Annotated in this window: 23 protein-coding genes; 7 read left to right on the top strand and 16 right to left on the bottom strand. The window is 44.5% G+C overall.

Translation table 11 applies throughout. The features are described 5' to 3' along the window. Positions 1–225 precede the first annotated feature (225 nt). Together EIZ58_RS06680 and EIZ58_RS06675 are read right to left on the bottom strand one after the other, a co-directional pair. Complete coding sequence (locus tag EIZ58_RS06680; RefSeq protein ID WP_134699834.1) at positions 226–1,683, bottom strand: hypothetical protein; 1,458 nt, start codon at positions 1,681–1,683, stop codon at positions 226–228. 159 nt (positions 1,684–1,842) lie between these two features. Beyond that, positions 1,843–2,592, bottom strand: coding sequence for a creatininase family protein (locus tag EIZ58_RS06675; protein ID WP_134699833.1), 750 nt, complete (start codon positions 2,590–2,592; stop codon positions 1,843–1,845). A 201-nt stretch (positions 2,593–2,793) separates the two neighbouring features. Here EIZ58_RS06675 and EIZ58_RS06670 point away from each other — a divergent pair, with 201 nt between their 5' ends. Both EIZ58_RS06670 and EIZ58_RS06665 read left to right on the top strand, forming a co-directional pair. Next, on the top strand, positions 2,794–4,182 hold the full coding sequence (locus EIZ58_RS06670; RefSeq protein WP_134699832.1) for a hypothetical protein: 1,389 nt from the start codon (positions 2,794–2,796) through the stop codon (positions 4,180–4,182). A 22-nt stretch (positions 4,183–4,204) separates the two neighbouring features. Continuing rightward, a complete protein-coding gene (locus EIZ58_RS06665; RefSeq protein WP_134699831.1) occupies positions 4,205–5,008 on the top strand; it encodes an aspartate dehydrogenase in 804 nt (267 codons plus the stop codon). Between the two features lie 230 nt (positions 5,009–5,238). On the opposite strand, the gene EIZ58_RS06660 is transcribed toward EIZ58_RS06665, so the two are convergent. Then, positions 5,239–5,781 carry a hypothetical protein gene (locus EIZ58_RS06660; protein WP_134699830.1) on the bottom strand — a complete coding sequence of 181 codons (543 nt, stop codon included), beginning with the start codon at positions 5,779–5,781 and terminating at the stop codon, positions 5,239–5,241. A gap of 125 nt (positions 5,782–5,906) precedes the next feature. Between EIZ58_RS06660 and EIZ58_RS06655 the strand changes: the two genes are divergently transcribed. Then, complete coding sequence (locus EIZ58_RS06655; RefSeq protein ID WP_134699829.1) at positions 5,907–6,386, top strand: RidA family protein; 480 nt, start codon at positions 5,907–5,909, stop codon at positions 6,384–6,386. Between the two features lie 22 nt (positions 6,387–6,408). On the opposite strand, the gene fabL is transcribed toward EIZ58_RS06655, so the two are convergent. After that, complete coding sequence (gene fabL / locus EIZ58_RS06650) at positions 6,409–7,164, bottom strand: enoyl-[acyl-carrier-protein] reductase FabL (protein ID WP_134699828.1); 756 nt, start codon at positions 7,162–7,164, stop codon at positions 6,409–6,411. Between the two features lie 121 nt (positions 7,165–7,285). On the opposite strand from fabL, the gene EIZ58_RS06645 reads away from it, so the two are divergent. Together EIZ58_RS06645 and EIZ58_RS06640 are read left to right on the top strand one after the other, a co-directional pair. Beyond that, entirely contained in the window at positions 7,286–7,474 is a 189-nt protein-coding gene (locus tag EIZ58_RS06645) for a hypothetical protein (protein ID WP_134699827.1), read from the top strand. Between the two features lie 91 nt (positions 7,475–7,565). Further along, positions 7,566–8,177 (top strand): superoxide dismutase, encoded by a 612-nt coding sequence (locus EIZ58_RS06640; RefSeq protein WP_134699826.1) that lies wholly within the window; start codon positions 7,566–7,568, stop codon positions 8,175–8,177. Between the two features lie 235 nt (positions 8,178–8,412). On the opposite strand, the gene EIZ58_RS06635 is transcribed toward EIZ58_RS06640, so the two are convergent. The 9 genes from EIZ58_RS06635 to EIZ58_RS06600 form a co-directional block, all read right to left on the bottom strand. Further along, complete coding sequence (locus EIZ58_RS06635) at positions 8,413–9,033, bottom strand: YitT family protein (protein ID WP_167577548.1); 621 nt, start codon at positions 9,031–9,033, stop codon at positions 8,413–8,415. A 161-nt stretch (positions 9,034–9,194) separates the two neighbouring features. Beyond that, positions 9,195–10,304, bottom strand: coding sequence for a PAS domain S-box protein (locus EIZ58_RS06630; RefSeq protein ID WP_134699824.1), 1,110 nt, complete (start codon positions 10,302–10,304; stop codon positions 9,195–9,197). Positions 10,305–10,374: 70 nt separating this feature from the next. Continuing rightward, positions 10,375–12,981 (bottom strand): ATP-dependent chaperone ClpB, encoded by a 2,607-nt coding sequence (gene clpB, locus EIZ58_RS06625; RefSeq protein ID WP_134699823.1) that lies wholly within the window; start codon positions 12,979–12,981, stop codon positions 10,375–10,377. Positions 12,982–12,993: 12 nt separating this feature from the next. Beyond that, positions 12,994–14,049 carry an A/G-specific adenine glycosylase gene (gene mutY / locus EIZ58_RS06620; RefSeq protein ID WP_134699822.1) on the bottom strand — a complete coding sequence of 352 codons (1,056 nt, stop codon included), beginning with the start codon at positions 14,047–14,049 and terminating at the stop codon, positions 12,994–12,996. Then, positions 14,046–14,336, bottom strand: coding sequence for an MFS transporter (locus EIZ58_RS06615; RefSeq protein WP_167577547.1), 291 nt, complete (start codon positions 14,334–14,336; stop codon positions 14,046–14,048). The genes mutY and EIZ58_RS06615 overlap by 4 nt, the downstream gene beginning before the upstream one ends. A gap of 66 nt (positions 14,337–14,402) precedes the next feature. Next, on the bottom strand, positions 14,403–14,579 hold the full coding sequence (locus EIZ58_RS33185) for a hypothetical protein (RefSeq protein WP_167577546.1): 177 nt from the start codon (positions 14,577–14,579) through the stop codon (positions 14,403–14,405). 19 nt (positions 14,580–14,598) lie between these two features. Then, positions 14,599–14,826: a YneF family protein gene (locus EIZ58_RS06610; protein ID WP_134699820.1), complete on the bottom strand. Its 228-nt coding sequence runs from the start codon at positions 14,824–14,826 to the stop codon at positions 14,599–14,601. 32 nt (positions 14,827–14,858) lie between these two features. Further along, positions 14,859–15,353, bottom strand: coding sequence for a phosphatase PAP2 family protein (locus EIZ58_RS06605; RefSeq protein WP_134699818.1), 495 nt, complete (start codon positions 15,351–15,353; stop codon positions 14,859–14,861). Further along, positions 15,350–16,714: an FAD-binding oxidoreductase gene (locus EIZ58_RS06600; RefSeq protein WP_134699816.1), complete on the bottom strand. Its 1,365-nt coding sequence runs from the start codon at positions 16,712–16,714 to the stop codon at positions 15,350–15,352. The genes EIZ58_RS06605 and EIZ58_RS06600 overlap by 4 nt, the downstream gene beginning before the upstream one ends. An 85-nt stretch (positions 16,715–16,799) precedes the next feature. Here EIZ58_RS06600 and EIZ58_RS06595 point away from each other — a divergent pair, with 85 nt between their 5' ends. Further along, entirely contained in the window at positions 16,800–17,306 is a 507-nt protein-coding gene (locus EIZ58_RS06595; protein ID WP_134700929.1) for a DUF84 family protein, read from the top strand. Between the two features lie 200 nt (positions 17,307–17,506). Here the strand turns inward: EIZ58_RS06595 and EIZ58_RS06590 are convergent, their stop codons facing one another. From EIZ58_RS06590 to EIZ58_RS06580, 3 genes are read right to left on the bottom strand one after another with little or no spacing between them, the layout of a single operon-like run. Continuing rightward, complete coding sequence (locus EIZ58_RS06590; protein ID WP_134699814.1) at positions 17,507–18,712, bottom strand: Ger(x)C family spore germination protein; 1,206 nt, start codon at positions 18,710–18,712, stop codon at positions 17,507–17,509. Then, positions 18,705–19,811, bottom strand: coding sequence for a GerAB/ArcD/ProY family transporter (locus tag EIZ58_RS06585; RefSeq protein WP_134699813.1), 1,107 nt, complete (start codon positions 19,809–19,811; stop codon positions 18,705–18,707). Before EIZ58_RS06585 ends, EIZ58_RS06590 begins: the two co-directional genes overlap by 8 nt. Then, positions 19,808–21,379, bottom strand: coding sequence for a spore germination protein (locus EIZ58_RS06580; RefSeq protein ID WP_134699811.1), 1,572 nt, complete (start codon positions 21,377–21,379; stop codon positions 19,808–19,810). The genes EIZ58_RS06585 and EIZ58_RS06580 overlap by 4 nt, the downstream gene beginning before the upstream one ends. 108 nt (positions 21,380–21,487) lie before the next feature. On the opposite strand from EIZ58_RS06580, the gene EIZ58_RS06575 reads away from it, so the two are divergent. After that, the gene (locus EIZ58_RS06575) at positions 21,488–22,981 is read left to right on the top strand and encodes an FMN-binding glutamate synthase family protein (protein ID WP_134700928.1); all 1,494 of its coding nucleotides are present in this window, start codon (positions 21,488–21,490) and stop codon (positions 22,979–22,981) included. Positions 22,982–22,990 lie beyond the last annotated feature (9 nt).

Genomic DNA, 22,990 nt, shown 5'->3' with positions numbered 1-22,990 from the left:
TTTTACTCCTCCTTGAATGTAGGTTCATATTTTTTGTTGCTTGGCCCTTGTTAGTATGACCAAGAAGGGTTAACCTAACTTAGTGTTTTTTGTATTCGGTATATGGTATACCAAATGTTGTTTTTTAGAAGAGCTTGGTATTTGGTATACCGAAGCTCTTGTCTTACATATTACAGGGTGTTCACCAAACTGTCAATAACATTTTTCGAAAGTTTTTAAAGTTTTTTACCATATAAATAGTGCAATTAGTGTAGACAAAGACAACCCAATGATAACCGGCAAGAAGTTTTTACGTGCCAACTCAATCGCCGATACGCCAGCAAACCCGGCTACAGCTACTAGGGATGACCACGCAATCAATGTTCCGCCCCCTGTCCAGATCGCTCCCATTTGTCCAATAGCAGCTAACGTGGAAGGATCTAAACCAACTCCTGGTCCCATAGCCCCTGCTAAACCACCGGTTAACGGAAGGCCAGAGAAACCAGAACCATCCAAACCTGTAATGATACCGATAATAAGAATTCCAAAGGCAGTTAAAAATGCACTTTGAGGAACGAGACTTTGCGCGGAGTTAACGATATCGAACAGGAATGCCGGCTTAGCAACATCATCAGCCAGCCCCATGATGGCACCTGCAAATTCTCCGCTTCCTAAGAAGAAGAACCCTGCAATAGGAACAACCGGCCCCATCGCTTTGAAGGCAAATACGAATCCATCCGTGATATGATCAGCAATCTTGTCTAAGGCATGAGCGCGTCCAAAAGCAACCGAAGCCAGTACAAGCAGGATCGCAGCTACACCTCCGATAAAGGCTGCTCCGTCTCCTCCTTCAAATCCACCCATAGCAGAGTCCCCTGTCTTGGAGAATGCCATGACTACGACAACTGCCAACAAGCTTAAAGGAACAAGAGCGGCAAAAACTTTGCCCCAACGGTCAAGAACCGACTGATCCTCAGCACTCATCACTTGACTCGCTGCAGCTACTTCATGCTGGGCACTATAAGTTCCCAGGGTGTTCAATTCGTTATCAATTTTCAGATCATTTGTTTTTCTCATGCTCTTGAACATCGTCATGTAGGCGATTCCAATAGCGGTTACTCCAGTAATCAAGGATAAGGTGAAAGCCTTGCCTGCAACAAGAGACGTTTCAACACCTGCTGCCTTCGCACTTAGCATAGGAGCAATCTGCATGACATAGTCAGAAGATAACGCCATCCCTTGCCCTGCCAAGGATATGGCTACAGCAGCCCCAATCGCGGGAAGTCCAGCTTTAACAGCTGCAGGAATTAATAGAGCACCAATAAGTGGAACAGCTGGAGTAGGCCAGAAGAACAAGGAAATGGAGAACGTTACGGCAATCAACACCCAGAAAGCCATGTGACCATTGAACATAACCTTTTGAATCGGTTCAATCATTCTTCGGTCAGCCCCAAGATCTTTTAGGGAATGAAGAAGTGCTACCATAAAAGTAATAATCAAGAAAATACTGAAAAGCTCTTTCGCTGCTACGAGGTTTGCATTAAAAATGGCTTGTAGTCCACCAATAAAGCTTCCTTTGTAAATCCACGCTACGACTAGAGTACCTACTAAGGTGGGAAGAACGACCCCCCGTCGGAAAAGCATCGTCCCAATTACAATAAGTGTAACCAATGCATACATCCAATGAGCTAATGTTAATGACATCGTAGCACCTTCTCTCGATAGTTTTAGTAGATACTGCAAAAAGGTAAACTTTTAAATCATCTGACAATTACGTTTAAAAAAAGAGAAGGATGAAAGCGCTTTTAATGTTTTCATTTTACTATCTAGCACAAGCATTCTCTAGTGTTAATAATTGACAGACTAGAGATCTAACAACTTTCGAATTGATCCTTCTAAACCATCCAATGCTTCTTCCACGACTTTTTCACCAATCTCATAGCTTGCTTTCGTGGCATCGCCAATACAGCCATTTGCCGTCATTTCCTCATATTGATAGGTACCTTGCAAAGGATTGCCTGGGCGCAGGTTTCTCCACTTTCCTTCTACGATATCTCCCTTTTCCAACTTGTCCATGCGAACGAGTTGCGGGGCCAAATATAAAGCCTCTGAAACTTCGCGCTCGCAGCTATGCCCATAGAGCGTAGATTGCACATGCTCTTTAAGCGCATTCTTAGCGGAAGCAGTGGATTTAGCATAGAAGATTTCTACCCCTAGCTCATGAGTCAAGGTTGTACAGGCTACACTTAGTGTAGACTGATTCCCGCCATGAGAGTTCAAAAATAAGAACTTCTCAATCCCGTGTTGCTTAAGGGACCAAACCATATCACGCAAAATGCTAATTAGTGTTTCTGGCTTCAGAGTAATGGTGCCAGGAAAATTAATATGGTGGATAGAAACTCCCATATTAACAGTAGGTGTGACTAGTACGTGTGGATATAATCTTTCTGCTAATCGATTGGATAGCTGTGTAGCTAAAACGGCATCACAGCTCTCGTTCATGTGAGGACCATGCTGCTCGTGAGCACCAACAGGAATAATAGCAAGCTTAACCGTTTGGAGTGCATCCTTAACTTCTGGCCATGTCATTTCAGTTAATAGATAAGAATTCATTTTTTCACCCCCTCCTTCTGTTTGTTGGATATTGTATACCATAAATCCTAGCATAACCACGGTGGAAATGTACATATCTTTGTTAGAAAATTTACAATAGAATTTTTTGTAAAGGGTTTCCCTCATGCTCCTATTGTTTATTTATGCTCTTCATGCTACTATGTTTGGTATACAATATACAAATAACCAGGAGGGTGATACATGACACTGTTTAGAACAGGCATCTATTCTATTTCTATCATGGTCTTCCTTCTTACGAATGTACTTGGCTTTTCGCAGCTGTCGCTAGCTCTTTCGGTTTGCGCAATCGTGTCTATTGCTATATCCCTACCTCGCTCCGGATGGATCGCCAGCTGTTTGGCTATTCTATTTCTAGGTCTAGGACTAGCGATATTGTGGAAGGAAGCCATGCCTGCCTCCGTCTATCTAACCTCCTTTGGAGGAATGTTTAACTTGCTCGCCTTGTTCTCCATCATCCCGCTCATTGCGGTGCCTATACGGATCGGAGGGTATAGCGATACGATTCGCCATGTACTTGAAACTAGAATTAAAGGTCCATCAAGTCTTTATCGTACGATTTCTTTTTACTCCTTTTTTCTCAGTTGCTTTATGAATTTAGCTACTCTACCTATGATGTACTACAGTGTGAAGAGGGCGGTCGAGCACTTTCCCATTAAAAACACGACTCGCTTTACCTCTATCGGAATCATTCAAGGATTTTCTTTGCCCATTCTTTGGACACCCATAGCCCCAATTGTGGGAGTCGTGTTTGACCTTACTCATGTAAGCTGGCTGCGTATGCTTCCTCTTCTATTGGGTCTTAGCTTCATAGGATTATTCATAAACTGGGGCTTGTATGAGTTCAATCGAAAGAGGTATGAAAATCGAATTACGAAAGTTCAAATAGAAGGTGAAGAGGAAATTGCAGCCGCCCTAGCTGCTCCTGACCCTGTCCAATGGCGAAATAAGCTTCTTCAAATGGTTTTTGCTATTGTCCTTTTTATTCTTTCTATCGCCATCTTGGAGCATATGTTTCCTATCGGACTGATTACAACGGTTATTATCCTTACCGTTCCCTTTGCTCTCATCTGGTCTTTACTATTAGGTCAAGGGATGGCCTTCTTCAGAGAAGTGTCCGGGCACTTTCAAAACCAACTTCCAAAAATGAGCGATCAATTTGCGATTTTTTTAAGTGCAGGATTTTTCGTGACCGTCCTTCAGGTCACAGGGTCGAATAGCATTCTAAACGAAGCCATTATAAAACTTGACCACTTGATTGGTCCGCAAGCGTTCCTTGCAGTTTTACCCTTAATCCCGCTATTGCTGGCTTTTCTCGGGATGCATCCGGCATTGGCTATCGGTTTGCTAGCCGAGTCTCTTGAACCGGCCGCACTAGGAATATCAGCGGAACAGCTGGCCCTAGCCTTGTTGGGTGGAGCCGTTTCTACTTTTTTGCTTGGACCGTTTAATGCCACTTCTGGAATTATGTCTTCAATTATGAAAGTCAGTCCTTTTCGAATCGTGGCCTGGAATGTGGGTTATTCCATCGTTTTTCTATTTATGATCGTCGTTGCCTTACTTATTATTTAACTTAACTTACATGGAGGTTACTATGCTTCGAGTTGGAATTATCGGATTTGGTACGATTGGGAAAGATGTTGCCCAATATATTTTTGAAAACAAGGCGGGAAATGTTGCATTGATTTCAATTTTAGTTCGGGATCTTGGCCGAATTGAATCAGAATATCCTAAAGAACTTTTTGTGGATGAGCCTGACCAATTTTTTAATCAAAACTTAGATATTATTGTGGAAGGTGCTGGACATCATGCGGTGCAACTATACGCTGAACGCGCCCTTCGCAGTGGGAGTGACTTTATCGTTTCAAGTGTGGGAGCTTTTAATGACCAGACCTTAATGGATACGATTATGGGGGCAGCCGCAGAATCAGGAACCAAATTGATCGTTCCTTCCGCAGCCGTTGGCGGTCTTGATCGAATTGCTGCCGGAGCGGTCGGGCCTCTTGATGAAATTACCCTCAAAACAAGTAAGCCCCCAAAGGCTTGGATGGGGACCATTGTCGAGCAACAGGTTAACTTGCAAGAGTTAACGGAGCCGGTCTGTGTATTTGAAGGTAATGCACGTGAATCATCTAGACGATTTCCTGAAAGTGTAAATGTTTCCGCTGCACTTAGTCTAGCAGGCATCGGTCTAGATCAAACCAAGGTTCAAGTATTCGTCGATCCTCATATCAATAAAAATGTTCATGAGATCTTTGCTTCGGGAAAGTTTGGCGAGATTCGTTTACAGATTCAGAATACCCCGTCTCCCAACAATCCGAAAACTGGATATATTGTGGCCATGAGTATTGCTAAGGTTCTTAAGAATTTGTCGACAAACTTGATGATTGGATTGTAGGTGCTAGCCTGAGCTCTAAACTAAAATAACCGGAGAATTCCGGTTATTTTAGAAAATTAGCTTTAGGAAGGGCGAATCAGTCGTATATTTCCGGCTAATTAGCCGATGAGGGTGAATTTTCAACTCATAATTTCGATTTAATCGTAAAACTCCGGTTAAATTGCTACACTTTTCCAACCTTCACAAATTAAACGGAAATTTACGATTATGTCGCCCTTATAGCTAAACCGTTAAGCCAACTTGCTCAAATGACCTAACTCTTCTTTTATCCAACCAATTCGTCTGCTGTCCTTTTTTTGCATCGCTTCATGCAAACGCTCTAAAAGGTAGTTTATTCGTAAGTGCTTGAGAAATTGATCTATTTTTCGTTCCAGTTTGGGGTCTACGGTTCCGGGTTCACGACATAAGGTTCCTTGCCTATATTCCACTGGCTCGCCTTCTGCTGGGTAGAAATTGATCACAGCATTAGACTGAAATAAATAGGCCGCTGTATGAAAGACTTTCCAAATGGGCTGCTTCATAATATCCTGAACCGAGTTCCCCATAAGAAAGAGGCTGCCTGTGACTAAACCACTTCCCTCTTTTTGGGCATATAGATTAAGAACGCCGTGCTTAGACGTAAACACTAAACCTTTATTTTTTTTCGTTTCAATCCTTTTAACTTGGAGTTTTCTAATTGACGTACCCAATTCTGCAATGGTTTCCCAATCTTCACCGCGGAACGACCCAATAAACTTATTGCATACACCCTTGACATTCATAGGCTTATCCATTTAAACTCCACCACCATTATTATGTTTTTAATTTATTATATGGGATGTTTATCTAAAGGTGAAACCTAAATTATCTTTCTTTTGTTTATTTTAAAATTTATCAATCTAATACTGGAGGAATTAGCATGGAACAACTTACTAGCTCCATTATTGACAGAAAACTGGCAGAACAAAACATCCAATTGAGTGCACCGCCAAAGCCTTCTGGCAATTATGCTCCTTATGTTTACGCTCCTCCTTTCCTATATGTGAGTGGTGTGACCCCAAAGGTCGATGGAAAGCTTCTATATAAAGGTAAGGTTGGTCAGGAAGTTAGTAAGGAAGACGGCTATCTTGCGGCTAGACAGTGTTTGATTAATCACCTTAATACCCTTAAGGCTGCACTCGGTGATCTAGATCGAATTGAAGGCATTGTAAAAATCGTAGGCTTCGTTAATACCGATGGAGACTTTCATGATCTACCTTTTGTTATTAACGGGGCATCCGATTTACTGGTTGAGATTTTTGGAGAGCGCGGGCAACATGCCCGTTCGGCTGTCGGTGTTTCTTCCCTACCCGGTGGGGCTGCTGTTGAAGTGGAGATGATCGTTAGAGTTAAAAGTTAAAGGGGCTCCGCAGAGCCCCTCTTTACATAATTAGAGATATTCCCCCGTCGACAATAATGGTTTGACCGCATATCATACTAGCTTCATCGGATAGCAGGAACATAACGGTATTGGCTAAGTCTCTAGGCTCAACAACGCGCCCAGCAGGTGTTTTTTCTTTTGCGCCAGCCAAGATTTCTTCGCGATTAGGAAAGTGTTTAAGTGCATCCGTATCTACTGCTCCTCCTGAAACCGCGTTTACTACAATATTTTTTGGCGCCAATTCCACAGCTAGATAGCGAGTGAGCGCTTCGACTGCAGCCTTGGAGACCCCAACTGTGGTGTAATTCTCAAGCACACGAATGGAGCCCAGGCTAGATAAGCTGACAATCTTACCTCCCCCGGTTTTCTCCATCAGCTTTGCCGCCTCCTGAGCACAGAACAACAAGGCCCGGCTATTGATATTCATGGTCCAATCCCAATGAGATTCTTCGAGCTCCATCAACGGGCGAAGTACCCCAGAGGCTGCATTGCTGACAAAGTAATCAAGGCGACCATAATGCTCCTCAATCTCTTTAAACATTTCTTTAATTTTTTCGGTTTCACCGACGTTCCCCTTCACTAGAAGGACTTTAACACCCTTAGCTTCAAGCTCTTTTGCTGTTTCGGCAGCAGCCGAACGGTTGCGCAAATAATTAATGACTAGATTGCAACCCTTATCGGCTAACATGTGAGCAATCTCTCTGCCTATTCCTCTAGATCCCCCGGTAACAAGGGCTACTTTTCCTTGAAATGACATGTGTACATTCTCCTTTTTTAGTACTAGGTCCTAATTTATCCTCTTCCATTATATTTCACTTTGGGCTGAATGAAAATCCTTTAATCTTTACATGCTAAAGATAGGAAAGGAGGGGGCTATTATGTTTGAAGAGCGCCATATGGGCGAGCTCGAGGATGTACCCGTTACGGAATGGTCACTTAATGAATTAGCTTTCCATCATCATGTGATGGCTCAAATGGGAGGTTTTTTAAACACGGAAGGTGTTAGCTTTCATCATACCATTATTAATGAGATTGAAAGACGGGGCGGATTGCGGCGCCCAACCTAGTTAGTTATGATACTTTTTTGTTGATTTAGTATAGGAAATTAACTATAATAAAATTTGGAAGTTAATACATATTATACAGGAGGACTTTACTATGCCTAAATACGAATTGCCTGCATTGCCTTATGCTGCGAATGCCCTTGAGCCTCATATCGATGAAACAACCATGAACATTCACCATGGTCGTCACCATGCAACTTACGTAAACAACGTAAACGCAGCTCTAGAAGGACATGATGACCTTTCTAGCAAGAGCATTGAAGAATTGATCTCCAACATGGAAGCTATTCCTGAGAATATCCGCACTGCGGTTCGCAACAATGGCGGTGGTCATGCTAACCACTCCCTATTCTGGCAGATCATGAGTCCGAATGGCGGCGGTGCTCCAGCTGGAGAATTAGCGGATGCCATCAACAGCAAGTTTGGAAGCTTCGATAGCTTCAAAGAAGAATTCGCTAAGGCTGCTACTACTCGTTTCGGTTCTGGCTGGGCATGGTTAGTTGTTGACAACGGAAGCCTTGCAGTAACTAGCACACCTAACCAAGACAGCCCTCTTATGGAAGGCAAGACTCCTATCCTTGGTCTTGATGTTTGGGAGCATGCTTACTACTTGAACTATCAAAACAAGCGCCCTGACTACATCTCCGCTTTCTGGAACGTTGTGAACTGGGATGCAGTAAGCAACCGTTACGCTGCTGCGAAATAAAAATAACAAAAGAAGGACTTTTTTCAACTGTGATGTTGGAAGAAGCCCTTCTTTTTTTGGGTTTGTATTTTCGACAGATCAAAACCACTCATTCCCGCTCTCGGGCGGTTTCAGTGTAACCCGTTACCACCGTAGGAAGCATCTTTTTTTATTAATTGGGCTCAAAAAAAAGAACACAGGTTCAACAAAATCTGAAACCTATGTCCTCACAATTTTTGTCCTCTATCTTTGCTCATTAATGAGAAAGTGAATACGCCTCTTCTTCCTTCTCAACCATCTCTTTAATTGGAGACTTCTTGTAACGTCCAATAATTGTACTCGCAATGATAATGGAAATGGCGGAGATCATGGCATAGAGCCAGCCGATAATAAACACCGCAGTCAACACAATCAACAAATCACTAATTACTATAGTTAATCCGCGATTGATCTTGAAACGTTCATCTAGATAAAGGGCAAGAATATGGATGCCTCCTAGTGAAGAGCCATTATTTAACACTAGTGTTACTCCAATACCAATTAATAACCCTGCAACAATCGATCCTATTACTGCATTCGGGATGAGAGGCAAACTTAACTGGTCTAACACATCACGAACAACGGATATGCCGGTAATGGATAACAAACTAGAAACCGTAAACCATTTACCAAGCTTCTGTAGTGAAATAATAAAGAAAGGTAAATTAACAATAAAGAACCAGATACCCCAAGAAAAGTCCGTAGCATACGTTAAGGTACTAGCAATCCCCGCAGTACCACCGAAGGTTAACTGGCTGAGGGATAGTATCTTGATGCCTAGCGATGTAATAAAAAGTCCTATTAATACTAGGAAAAGACGCTTTAGCCAATCTAGCATACGATTCTCCCTCCCGTTCATATGAATGTTCGTCTATTAATATATTACAGGTCATATGAAACGGTCAATACATAAGACTGTATTTTTATTCATTTAAAAATTAAGAAAACGGATAACAAAAAAAATTCCTGAAGCTATAGTCTAGCATCAGGAACACTCGTTTAATCAAATATTACATTAGAGTACAGCAGAGCTCGCTCCGCTTTCCGCTGGATCGCTTCCGCTTCTTTCCGAGGGCTGCTATCCTGCACGATAGCCATGAACAACGGCGCTTTATCCTTTTCGGAGATAAGCTGAATCTTTACATCTACAGGATAGTAATGCCCATTTTTCTTTTTGTGGTTGGTTTCAAATTCAATGGATTCCTGCTCCCCCAGAATGATGGAATCTAGTGCCATTTGAAAACTTTCATCCGAGAACTTCGACCATAGCTGCACGGGTGAAACGGATGGGATGTCCTCTATTGCGTATCCTAGATTTTTCAATGCACTTTGGTTCATATAGATGAATTGGAGAGGAAAAGGAGAAAAAACGTAGATCTCAAAAATCGTCTCATCCAGGATCTTCCCCAAGTGCGTACATAGCTCTTCCGTTTGCTGCCACTCGGTAATGTCTTGGGTGATCCCAAGCAACCCTAGAATCTGGCCCTGTTGATCACGGATCGGTATTTTTGTAATTTTATTTAGAGAAGTAGCGTGGAGGTTTTCCACCTTTTCCTTATAGGTAATGGACTCGCCTGTATAAATAAGCTTCTGTTCTTGACTTTTTACCTCTTCTGCTTGTTCTTCGGGATAGAAATCATAATCGGATAATCCTTCAACCCTGTTCTCTGCGCCGAAATGGTCAAGAAAAGCCCTATTGGCAAAAGTATATTTCATCTGAACATCCTTCACCCAGATCTGATCCGGAAGATGTTCTAGAATCAACTTCAGGTATTGGGCTTGGTCCCAAGGTTTACGCTCAACAATTTCACGAATGATACCAATAAAGCATTTTCCTTCATCCGCTTGAGATTCTACAAACGTTACGGTGACAGGGAAGATGGTTCCGCTCTTTTTTTTGCCGATGGATTTTCTTCCAGTTCCACTAATCGTTCCGCCGAATAGGTCGGGAAGCAACAGCTCGACATGTTTTCCCATAACGTCGGATCCATGGTACCCAAATAAGTTTCCCGCAGCAGGATTGATTGAGCTGATAACCCCTTCTTCGTTCATGATGATGATGCTGTCAGAAACAAATTTTAGTATCGATTCCATGATCGCGTTGTTCATGTCCTTACATCCCCCTAGGCCTAATGCTTTATATTTCCATGCGCACGGGTGAAATCCTTCTTTAACCGAATTAATTTGTGTGAACTCTAAGAAGTCCTTCCTTCTCGTCAAGCGTGACCCGGCTTCCTGGTTTGGCTTCGCCGCTGATTAAAGCCCTAGCCACAGGGGTTTCCACTTGCTTCTGGATAAAGCGTTTAAGCGGTCGAGCCCCGTAGACAGGATCATACCCAAGCTGTGCAATCAAATTCTTGGCCCCTGGGGTCAATTCAAGCTCAATATCCTGTGCATGCAGCCGTTGCTGAAGGTCCGTAAGAAGCAAATCGACAATACGGACAATTTCCGAAGTCGTTAGTGGCTTAAACAGCACCGTATCATCAATTCGGTTGAGGAACTCCGGCCTAAAATGGCGCTTAAGCTCCTGTATGACTTGCTGTCTAGCGGTATCCCTTATTTGTCCTTCATCATCAATTCCGTCCAATAAGAACACAGAACCAATGTTGGAGGTCATAATGATAATGGTATTTTTAAAATCGACTGTTCTGCCATGAGAGTCCGTCACTCGACCGTCATCCAATATTTGCAGTAAGATATTAAATACGTCGGCGTGAGCTTTTTCAATTTCATCAAATAAGATGACACAATAAGGCTTTCTTCGTACCGCCTCTGTCAACTGCCCGCCTTCCTCATAGCCGATATATCCAGGAGGGGCTCCGATCAGCCGAGAAACCGTATGCTTCTCCATGTACTCACTCATATCCAAGCGAATCAGATGGTCTTCTGAATCGAGAAGCGTCTCTGCCAAGGTCTTGGCCAGCTCTGTTTTTCCTACCCCTGTAGGACCGAGGAACAGAAAAGAACCAATGGGTCTTCTTGGGTCATTTATCCCCGCTCTTGCCCGGATAATCGCGTCGGACACCCCTTGAACGGCTTCCTCCTGGCCAATCACGCGCTGATGCAGAATGGATTCGAGCTTCATCAGCTTTTCTCTTTCACCCTCAAGCAGCTTCGTGACCGGAATACCCGTCCAGCGTGAAATAATCCGAGTAATCTCTTCCTCACTCACTTCTTCTCGTAGCAGAGACTGTCCCTTCTTCTTCTCGTCTTGCTGAGCTTCTTCTTCCTTCAGTTTTTTCTCCAATAACGGAAGTTTTCCATATTTCAACTCAGCCGCGAGGTTCAAGTCATACTCACGCTCGGCCTGCGCGATTTGTTGATGAAGCTGCTCCAGCGCTTCTCTTAGCTTTTGTACGCTATGAATCGCTTGTTTTTCACTTTCCCATTGGGCGCGAAGACCATGGAGGATTTCTTTTTGCTCGGAGAGCTCTTTTTGAAGGTGCTGTAATCGTTCTTGGCTAGCTTTATCCGTTTCCTTTTTCAAGGCCGCTTCTTCGACTTCAAGCATCATGACTCGACGCGCTACCTCATCTAACTCCGCAGGCATGGAGTCAATCTCCGTCCGAATCAGGGCGCATGCTTCATCAATTAAATCAATAGCCTTATCCGGCAAGAACCGGTCCGTAATATAGCGATTAGAAAGCATCGCAGAAGATACGAGAGCATTATCATGAATTTTTACTCCATGGAAGACCTCAAATCGTTCCTTTAACCCTCTCAAGATCGATATCGTATCCTCCACTGTGGGCTCTTGGACCATGACAGGCTGGAATCTTCGCTCTAGGGCCGCATCTTTTTCGATATACTTTCTGTACTCATCAAGCGTAGTAGCCCCGATGCAATGGAGCTCTCCTCTTGCCAGCATAGGCTTCAGCATGTTCCCTGCATCCATTGATCCCTCAGCCTTGCCAGCCCCTACAATCGTATGGATTTCATCGATAAACAATAGGATTTGGCCTTCACTTTTTTTCACCTCATGAAGGACCGCCTTAAGTCTTTCCTCAAACTCCCCTCTAAACTTGGCTCCAGCTATAAGAGCTCCCATATCAAGGGAGAAGATCTTTTTATTTCGAAGCCCCTCCGGCACGTCCCCACGTACGATTCGCCCAGCCAATCCTTCGATAATCGCGGTCTTGCCAACACCTGGTTCCCCGATCAGCACTGGATTATTTTTTGTCTTTCGAGATAGAATCTGAATCACCCGGCGAATCTCCGCATCACGACCGATAACCGGGTCGAGCTTGTTTTTCTCAGCCGCTTTCACAAGGTCCACGCCGTACTTATCCAAAACTTCGTATGTGGCTTCTGGTGTCTGGTTTGTCACTCGCTGATTCCCCCTCACATCGGTTAACACCTTTAAAATGGACTCGCGTGTCAGACTTTGTTCTTTAAACAAAGAGCCAAGGCTAGTTCTTTCTCCAGCCTCCACGATGGATAAAAGCAAATGCTCCGTGGAAATGTACTCATCTCCCATGCGTTTAGCCTCTTCCTCAGAAGCTAGAAGAATTCCGTTTAGGGAACGGCTGACGTAGACTTTCCCCCACTCACGCCCTGGGCCGCTTACCCTGGGTTTCTTTTCTACCATGCGCTTAATAGCTGAAGTAAGATAGTTTTGGGCAACGCCCATTTTTTCTATAAGTCTTGGAACGAGCCCTTCCTGCTGTTCAAGCAAGGCCAACAAGAGATGTTCAGTGTCAATTTCGGAATTGCCATGCTGAAGGGCTACCGTCTCGGCATGTTGGATGGCTTCTAATGATTTGATGGTGAATCGATTCATATCCATACGGATCGCCTCCTATCGATAAAACTCCTTAATTTGAGCAAATATTTTCTGATAAGAAACGGGAAAGGTGTAGTTTTGGATTTGTTCCCATGTAATCCAATGGGCTTCTATTTCTAAAGGGGCCTTTACTGCCCGATAAGCATAAACATCCATTTCCCATTGCAGATGGGAAAACGTATGTTGATGATGGAACAGCTGTCCCCCTCCAGCTACTTCAAGGTGATGGTTGTCAACAAGATGGTTTTCTAGCTCCACTTGCTCTCCTTCTACATTAGGCAGTTCCCATAATCCCGCCAGGAGACCTTGCTCTGGACGCTTGCGAATCAAGAATTTCTCCCCGTCTGATACAAACGCAACAGATACTTGAACCGGCTTCGGGGGTTTGGCTTTGCCTTTTACCGGCAGGTTGCCTTGTACTCCAGCTTCCTGGGCTTGACAATGAGTTTGGACCGGGCAATGACCGCATTTCGGAGACTTAGGTGTGCAAATTAAAGCTCCTAATTCCATGAGGGCTTGATTGAAGTAGGAAGGATTATCTTTGGCAATAAGCTCTCGAATAATGGTTTCAAACCGTTTCCTCGTCTTCACTTTTTGGATGTCATCTTCAATGACCAACAGCCGAGATAGAACGCGCATGACGTTTCCATCGACTGCAGGCTCAGGCTTGCCGTAAGCGATACTCAAAATGGCACCAGCAGTGTATGGCCCTACTCCCTTAATTTTGCTAATCTCTTCCGGAGAGTCCGGAACGGCTCCCCCATAGCTTTCTCGTACCTCTTTCACTCCTGCGTGAAGATTGCGGGCCCGCGAATAATAGCCAAGTCCTTCCCAAAGCTTAAGGACATCGTCCTCTTGCGCCTGCGCAAGATCCTGTAGAGTGGGAAAACGTTCAATAAATCGGTTAAAGTAAGGAATAACCGTATCTACTCTTGTTTGCTGCAGCATGATCTCCGATACCCAGATTTTATAAGGGTCTCGATCTTGTCTCCAAGGCAAATCTCTTAAGTTTCTTTCAAACCAATGCAAGAGATCTTGTTGAAAGTCTTCGGTGCGAAACTCTTGTATCATTCTGTTATCTCCTTAAAGGCCCACATGTGAATCTTTGCACTTCCGCCTTGTACCCAGTTTGAAATCACCGAGTCCTTCCCACATCTCCAGGCTTTCAATCTCTCATACTCATCCATGCTGTCCACGTCAAACATCTCAACAAACAACAAAGGCTGATCTGCGCCTTCAAAGTATTGAAAATGAGTGACCTGCTGTTCTTCCATGGACTCCGCTACTTGCTTCATTGCTTGCAAATAATGAGCTCGGTGTTCCTCTAAAATCTTATATTCCATGAATACTTTAATCATGGGTTCCCCTCCTATGAAACGAAAAAGTGATACTCCAGCTAAGGGAGCATCACTCATCCATCTTGTTTATGGTCCCTTCTTGGAACGCCATCTTACCATGAGGTTATCAAGGAGAAGCCCGATGCCTGCTCCATAGAACGGGGCTGCCGCTCGGGTCCCAAAGCTCAGCTCTTGAAACAATATCGTAACCAGCACCCCTAAAATAAAGCCCATCATGGTATATCTTAGATTATTTCTCTTCATGATTTAGCACCTAAGTTCTTTATTTCATCTTAAAGTTCTTGTTCTGCTGCATACTTTTCATTGCCTTAGACGCTTGCATGATTTGTTTTTGGTTGAGGTTCATCCCCATGGATTTGGCCATTGCTTGGAGTTGCTTCTCATCCATCTTCAGATTTGTCATCTGATGCTTCAAGTAATAGACGCCTCCAAAAAAACCGCCAACTAACCCTAGAATAAGAGTTAAAATAGGAATGATGTAATTCCACATTAGCGTTCAACTCCTTCCTCATCTCTATTTTATCACATCTTCATTTTTTCAGTCTTCTCTCTCCAACGGGTGACTCTTCCCTTGATCCATACTACAAAAACGGAAATCGCTAGACCAATTAAAGCTCCTCCTATGACGTCACTAGTATAATGAACGCCTAGATAGAGACGAGAAAACCCTATTAAACAAGCCAGTACTAATACGGGAGCTGCTAGCCGAGGAAAAACAGAGTACAAGATCCCCGCCGCACAGAAAGCTAGCATCGTATGTCCCGAAGGAAAGGAGAACGTAGTCGGCATCTCTACAAGCAGAGTAGAAGGATCAGCAACAACCGGTCGAGGTCGCGCAAAAAAGTCTTTTAGCACATCTTGAGCGAGAGCGGCCAGCAATATACCTAAAAGTAAGGAGCCGCCCGCGGGTCTCCACGCTTTTTTGACAAGCAGGAGCAGAGCTAGCCCGAACCATAAGGCCCCGTTGTTCCCTAAGCTACTCAAAGCAACCATGAGAAGGTCTAGTCCTTCTTTCATTCTGGAAGAACCTTTCCTGGATTTAAGATCCCGTTCGGATCCAGAGCAAACTTGAGCTGCCTCATCACCTCTATGGCTTCCCCATGCTCTCTATACTGGTATTTTCGTTTTCCTACTCCTACGCCATGCTCTCCTGTACAGGTCCCCCCGCGCTCCAAGGCATGATTCACAATGCCGGCGTTCACCTGTTCAGCCTTCTCCACCTCATCTGGTAGTTGTTCATCGACAATGACTAAAGTGTGAAAATTGCCATCTCCAATATGACCCACAACCGCTCCATCCAGGCCGGAGCCGTCGATGATGGCGCGGGCATGTTCAACCGCTTCTGTTAAGGAGGAAAGAGGCACGCTCACATCCGTAATAATCATCTTTTTCCCTGGGTTATCATGGATGTAGGCATAAGCCAGATTATGTCGTGCTTCCCATAGCTGTGCTCTACGCAAGGAATCCATTTCAAAAGCAAATTCTTGGCACGCTTGCTCCTGTATTAATTGCTCGGCAAATTCAATATCTTGCTTTAATCCTGCTTCATTCCCATGGAACTCCAGAAATAAAGTAGGCAGTTCTTGATAATCGGTTCCGCTATGCTTATTGACCTGTTGTATGGAACGGGCGTCTACTAATTCTACCCGAGCAACGGGTATCCCCGCAGATAAAATGTCGACAGCGGCATCGACAGCATGTTTAATACTTGGAAAGGTAGCTCGTCCAGCCATCGTCACTTCAGGAATACCATAGACTCGCAACGTCAATTCTGTAAACACCCCTAATGTTCCTTCAGACCCCACAAATAACCCGTTCAAATGGTAGCCCGAAGAAGATTTAGCCGACATCCCGCCTGTACGAATGACCTTGCCTCCAGCCAATACCACCTCGAGATCACGCACTTGATCTCGCATCACGCCATAACGTACCGATGTCGTTCCGCTGGCATTCGTAGCGGCCATTCCCCCAAGAGTAGCATCTGCTCCAGGGTCAACGGAGAAAAAAAGTCCGTGCTTTTTAAGCTCCTTGTTCAGCTGCTGACGTGTGACGCCAGGCTGCACACGAACTAAGAAATCATAAGGACGTATTTCAACGATTTGATTCATTAGTTGGAAGTCCATAGAAATCCCCCCACTATAGGGAATAACGGCTCCTTCTAAGCCAGAACCAACCCCAAACGGAACAACGGGAATCTGATGTTCATCGGCAAACTTCAGGACTTTACTTACATCTTGCGTATCTTTTGGAAATACAACCACATCCGGCAGATGCGGCGAATGAGAAGATTCATCCTTACTATGCTGCTCTAAGGCCGTTTGATTGGATGTCACTTGTTCATCTGAAAGAATGCTTCTTAATTCCTGTACTAAGTTCATGGTTTCTCCTCTTTGTTATTTAAATGATATATTAAATATATTCTATTCTTTTTTCAGATCATTCAAAAGGGGAAATTACATCATGTTGAATATTGCCGTCGGAAGTCATAATCCGGCCAAACTAGACGCTGTTGAAATGGCTTTTTCTAAACTTGAATACACTGCACAAATTACGGGGCTTGATGTCCCATCGGACGTTTCTCCTCAACCCCTATCGGACGAAGAGACTATACAGGGAGCCATTAATAGGGCTAAGGCCGTTTTAGAACAAGGGGCGTTTGATTATGGTATTGGCCTAGAAGGTGGTTTAGTCAAGACGGCTTACGGAACATTCCTATGTAATTGGGGCGCTGTTGTAAATCGGAAAGGGGTCATGGGGATTGCTGGCGGTCTGCGCATCTTGTTACCGGATGAGGTGGTAGCAAGAATCGAACAAGGGTACGAGCTAGGGGATTTGATTGATGAATGGGCGGGTGGTAAGGACATTAGAAAAAACGAAGGGACCATCGGTATCTTGACTCACGGACACATCACTCGTCGTCAGATGTTTCAGGATGTTACGATCTGTGCGATGTCAAAATTCCTGGTCTAGCTCGGTAGATCTAGCGAGGAGCAGTATTTTACTACTCCTCCCTCTGGTCTTCCTTCCACGGAGGATCACCATATTTGTGGAGGCTTTTATTGATATGGTACACGGACATAGGCACGGCAAAGGATAAAACCGTGCAGATCCATATAGCTCCCGGGGGGTTATATCCAATTAAACGCTCGATAAATTGATTCATATTTCACCTATTCCTGTATTGGCTCGGATTTGATAATGACACCGGAATTCCTCACGATCGCTTTTCCTTTCAGTTCGATCGTACTTTTGGCAAAGTAGTTTTTCCCTCTGTCCCAATCATGCTTAACTTTATCCCATACCTTAGGGTGGTGAGTATAGAGATATCTTCCGAGTCCGATGGCATCCACCTTAAATTCCTTATGCAGCTTATTTAAGGCCTTGGTGGCTATCCTGACAGTCTCTTCCCCAATCTTCTTCTCCACACTTCGAACCACCGTTGCACTCAGCCAGTCTACCGTTTTTTGAGATTCAGGAATAAATCCTTCCGATTCCATCGTAATCGTAAACTTAAGGTTTTCTATATCCGAAACATCCACCTCTATACTGGAATTTTTCCCCCGGAATTCATAAACCACAAGCTTATCTTCTACTTCTACTTTCTCGATTCCCCCTTTAATTTCTCCCCGAATGCAATTAAGCCCAATGGTTTCTTCTTCACCCAGCCACCCCACCATCCGGTTCGAATACCCTTGGAAGATGGCGGCACCTGCAACCTTCACTTCCTCCTTTTCTCCCATAATGCGAGGAAGGGCATAACTATTTTGACGCAGCAGCAATTCATGAAGATCTCCAATGCGGACGGGAGGATAGATCCGGCCCGTGCGATCGATATTTTCCGCTACGGAGCGGATGAACGTGACCGGCGTTTTTTCAAGCGGTGGTTTAAAATTCAAGATGTCCTTGGCTTGTCCCTTAGCTATCATAACCTTTGTCCCCCTGCGCATTTCATGATCTCGAAGAAAAAAGTCAACTACATCCGCCATCCTTCCTTTTTTAGCTACATCCTCTGAGATGATAATCATTTTAATATGTCCAAAGTAAGGAGGTCGGCTCGTACGGGTAGCTAGCATCCGAACCGTCTCGATCATCGATGCCCCCTCCGTGGTTAGATTGAAAAAGGGGGTTGTCCCTCCTCCCCCATCTCCTCCCTGCAACCCTTCCGGTGCAACAAATTGATGGGTAACCACATAACGGCCTTCTCCCTTTGTTCTTTCTTCCTTCTCATCCCCCTCTCCCTCTTGTTGGTCCTTGGACTCATCTATTGCCACACCAAGCACAAATCCCCTTTCTTGAATTTCCACACGATCCCAGCATCCAGTCAAAACAGCAAGCAGACAAATAAGAATGCAGATTGCTGCTGCTTCTTTATGCATGCCCCTTCACTCCTCGCGCTTTAGCTATTACCAACAATAGGGTTGGAATAAGAACAGCAAAGCCAATCCCAGCATAACTGATAAAATTGCCCAGCTTAAACACAGAAAGCTGATTTTCAGGCAGCATTCCCACGAGATACGTTACGGGTGACAGAGCAAAAATAATATTCATCTTCTTTACTCTAGGCAAAACGTACCTAAGGCACGTGACTGAGAGATCCAATCCCATCGCCGCCGTATTAAATAAAGTCATAATCCAGATCGTAAAAAAAATCGATTCAAACCGTTCAAAAAATTGCCCCGGCACCTCTACTTCCTTAGCCATCTCTATAGTAGGATGAATCATTTGTGATGTGGTTTCCGTCGCAAATACCCCAATCACCATAAAGTAAATCAGCAAATATAAAGCTAGGGGAATTGATACGCCTATAATGGCAGCGGTAGGAGCCTCTTTCGGTTTATTCGACAAAGCGACATAAAAAAGCAAAATCTCAAAGCCGACAAAGGCAAAACTGGTCTCTTTCGATGCTTGCACATATCCTTTCCAATTGGTTGTAAAGAACGGCCTTAAATTTTCTGCGTCAAAATAACCCACGTTCATCAAGACTACAGCAATGGCAATGAACAATACGATCGGCATAAACATTAAATTGATTCGAAGAATCGCTGCTCTAGAACCAGAAACTGAATAAATAACTATCAAGAGAAATATCAATCCCAAGGCTTCTACTGGTGTTTGGTCAAACAGATATATTTTCGAAATGGTAGCTACAGTTCTCATCTCATAAGCTGTAAAGCACATAAAATAGAGTCCAAAGAGAAGTGTAGTGACAATGGCTACTGGTTTACTAACCAGGCGTGTTGTATACTGAAAAAATGTCTGTTGTGGAAAACGAGAGGACAGCCTGGCGCACACCCAGGCAAAAACCATCGCAAGAACTCCCCCAGCTACGATAGCCAGTAATCCGTCTAGTCCCTTCGTGCTTTGCGCGACCCCTCTCGGTAATGTAAGGATGCCCGCCCCGATAATCATGGTTGTGACTGAAATTAAGATTTCCTTATTGCTGATTTCTTCATCCCCGTACCGGAAAGCATTCACTTTCCTCTCCCTCCCTTGTACATGCGGTCTGGATCCTTCGTCCTTAGCATCTCTGGCCTGGTTTTTAGCATGGTTAAAGGAGCCCTTATCACCAAGTCCTTCCAATCCCTAAGATAGCTTGGAGCAAACGGAGTTGAATAAGGAATACCAAAGCTCTTCAAATTGGCAATATGAATATTAATCATGATGTAGCTTAGGATGATCCCATAGAGTCCAAACGTTGCAGCGACCAACATAATAGGAAAGCGCAGCATCCGGAGAGCTATGGCCGAACTATAGGAAGGAAGAGCAAAGGAGGAAATGGCCGTAACCGCTACAACAATCACCATGACCGGGCTCACGATTCCAGCTGATACTGCCGCTTCCCCGATAACCAAGCCCCCTACAATACCAATCGTCTGTCCAATCGGTTTAGGCAAGCGGATCCCGGCTTCCCGAAGAAGCTCTAAGGTGAGCTCCATGACAAAAGCTTCAACTACAGCTGGAAACGGAACCCCTTCTCTTGAGCCTGCAATGGAAAAAGCAAGGTCGGACGGGATCATTCCCGGATGGTAAGACGAAAGCGCGATATATAAAGCAGGGAGAAAGGTGGCCAAAAAAGCCGCCCCGTACCTTAACACTCGTAAAGATGAGCCGATAAGCCAACGCTCATAATGATCTTCCGGGGACTGCAGACTTGAAGCAAGAGTCATGGGCATCACCAAACCGAATGGTGAGCCATCCAGAATGAGCCCTACTCTGCCTTGAATCAGCCCCGTAGCCACCTTGTCCGGACGCTCGGTATGCTGAATTTGTGGAAATGGCGAAAGAAAGCTATCCTCGATCCATTGCTCGATATACCCAGACTCCGGAACGTCATCCAAATCAATCGTGTTAATGCGCCGCTTAACCTCTTTCACAAGAGCAGGATTTACGATCCCATCTACATAACAGAGAACGAGAGATTTTTTTGACCGCCTTCCCACTTTAAAGGATTCAAAACGCAAATTGGGATCCCGGAGATGTCGCCGAATATGAGCCGTGTTGGTACGGAGATTCTCTGTAAATCCGTCTCTAGGCCCCCGTACTAAAGCTTCGGTAACCGGTTCCTCTACCCCGCGACTGGCCCAGCCTTTTCCCCCAATAATTAAAACTTCATCTGCCCCATCTACAAACAAAGCGGTATCACCTGACAAAATGGCGTACATGACATCATCTAAGCTGGAGACCTTTGAAAGTTCCCCAACGGAAACCACCGCATTCTCAAGCTCTTCTAAGACTTTTTCGGCTGAGGAAGGGAGGGGGTTAGACAATTGAGTGACTTGAAGCTGAATGTTTTGAATGATTTTATCATTAATTAAATCTTTATCTACCAAGCCATCGATACACAAGACCGCACAGGAATGGTTGGTATTGGCGATTGTAAACACTCTCGTGATGAGGTCATCAGGAGAATGCAAGATATTTTGGATGTTTTCTACGTTCTGTTGAACAGAATGAAAGATTGTAATGGAAAAATCATGGGATTGGCTTACTTCCTTCCTTTGCTGCTGTATCCTTGCTTTATTTCGCTTAAATAAACCAAACATGCTTTTTCCCACCTTTTTCCCTTTCAACGATGTAAGGATATTTTTAGAAGAAAGGTGGAAAATTATACTTAGAATAAACTTAACCTACGAAGGAGAGGCGGGATGAGAATGAAAGATAACTGGGTTTCTTTTATCATCGGTTCATTTTCCGGTGCCCTACTCGCCATTTTATTTACTGGTATTCTTTCTCTTTTATTGATAAAACCATTGACTCAAATGATCCTTGGCTCAATTATTAAGCGAATCATGAAGGATCGCTATCCTGAAAACATATGGGAAATGGTAACCGCGATGACGCGCACCCCGCCCACTTCCGTGGTAGAAAACAGCTTGCGTGCCGCTTCCGGGAGAATCATTGAGCGCCCTTTTGGCAGCCCTCGGAAGTTCCTTCACTTTGATGGCCTAATTTTTTCTCCTGCCCAGCTGGCCACCTTACCAGCGCCTGAAGATGCAACTGTTGTAACACGGATAACTATTGGCCCTGCTGCTAAAAAACCACTAACCCTCGACATTCCTCTCCTGCTCGGGGCGTGGGGGTATGGTATAGGCGTATCGGAGAAGCTAAAAATCGCAGCGGCAAAAGCAACGGCAGCCGTCGGAACAGCCACAAACGCGGGTGAAGGAGCTTTATTGCCTGAAGATCGAGAGCTTGCCAAATACCTCATTATGCAGTACAGCGCAGGCGATTGGTCTAAGGATCCTGAAAAGCTTCGACAAGCCGATGCCATAGAAATTCATATTGGGCAAGGAGCATCTGCGGCGGCGGCGAGTATTATTCCTCCAGGATATTTAAAAGGTAGAGCTAGAGACCTGATGAATCTAAAGCCTGGAGAAAAGCTTGTTATTCCCTCCAGACATAAAGAAATTCAAAAGCCCGAGGACTTAAAGCCTCTAGTGAAAAAACTACGCAAAATCACTGAGGGGGTTCCCATCGGAGTTAAAATCTGTGCAAGTGCAAAGCTCGAGGCTGACCTGGAAGCGGCTATCTATGGCGGAGTAGACTTTATTAGTATTGATGGCGGGCAGGCGGGTACAAAAGGGGGTCCACCGATCCTTGAAGATGACTTTGGTCTTCCTACCATTTATGCGCTGTCTAGAGCGGTTCAATATCTCTCAAAAAGAGGGGTAAAAGACAAAATATCCTTGCTCATCGGCGGAGGTTTTTCCAATCCGGGACAATGTCTTAAGGCTCTGGCCCTTGGCGCCGACGCCGTGTACTTTGGTACAGCGCCACTCTGGGCTATGACGCATGAGCAAGTGACGAAGGCGATTCCTTGGGAGCCCCCTACCCAGCTGGTTTTTTATCCAGGAAACTTGGAAGAAGAATTTGACGAAGAGAAAGCTGCCACTCACTTAGAGAATTTTTTCGATGCCTACATGGAGGAAATTACAGTGGCCATCCGTGCCCTCGGTAAAACTTCAATTCATGATGTCAATCGAGAGGATCTCGTTGCTTTGGATGAGATGACGAGTAAGGTAACAAAAATACCGCTCGCTTATGAACCCTACCCCGTTATACCAACCCCCGAGGAAGATCGTAGGGAAAAGGAAAAGAAGAAGTGGCTGTTTTTTTTGAGGGACAAAAAAAGTAGGGGTACTTAGCCCCCTACT

This window comes from Ammoniphilus sp. YIM 78166 (genome assembly GCF_004522215.1).
Taxonomy (GTDB): Bacteria; Bacillota; Bacilli; order Aneurinibacillales; family RAOX-1; genus YIM-78166.
The sequence above is the reverse complement of the archived record's forward strand: the minus strand, read 5'-3'. Positions and strand labels throughout refer to the sequence as shown.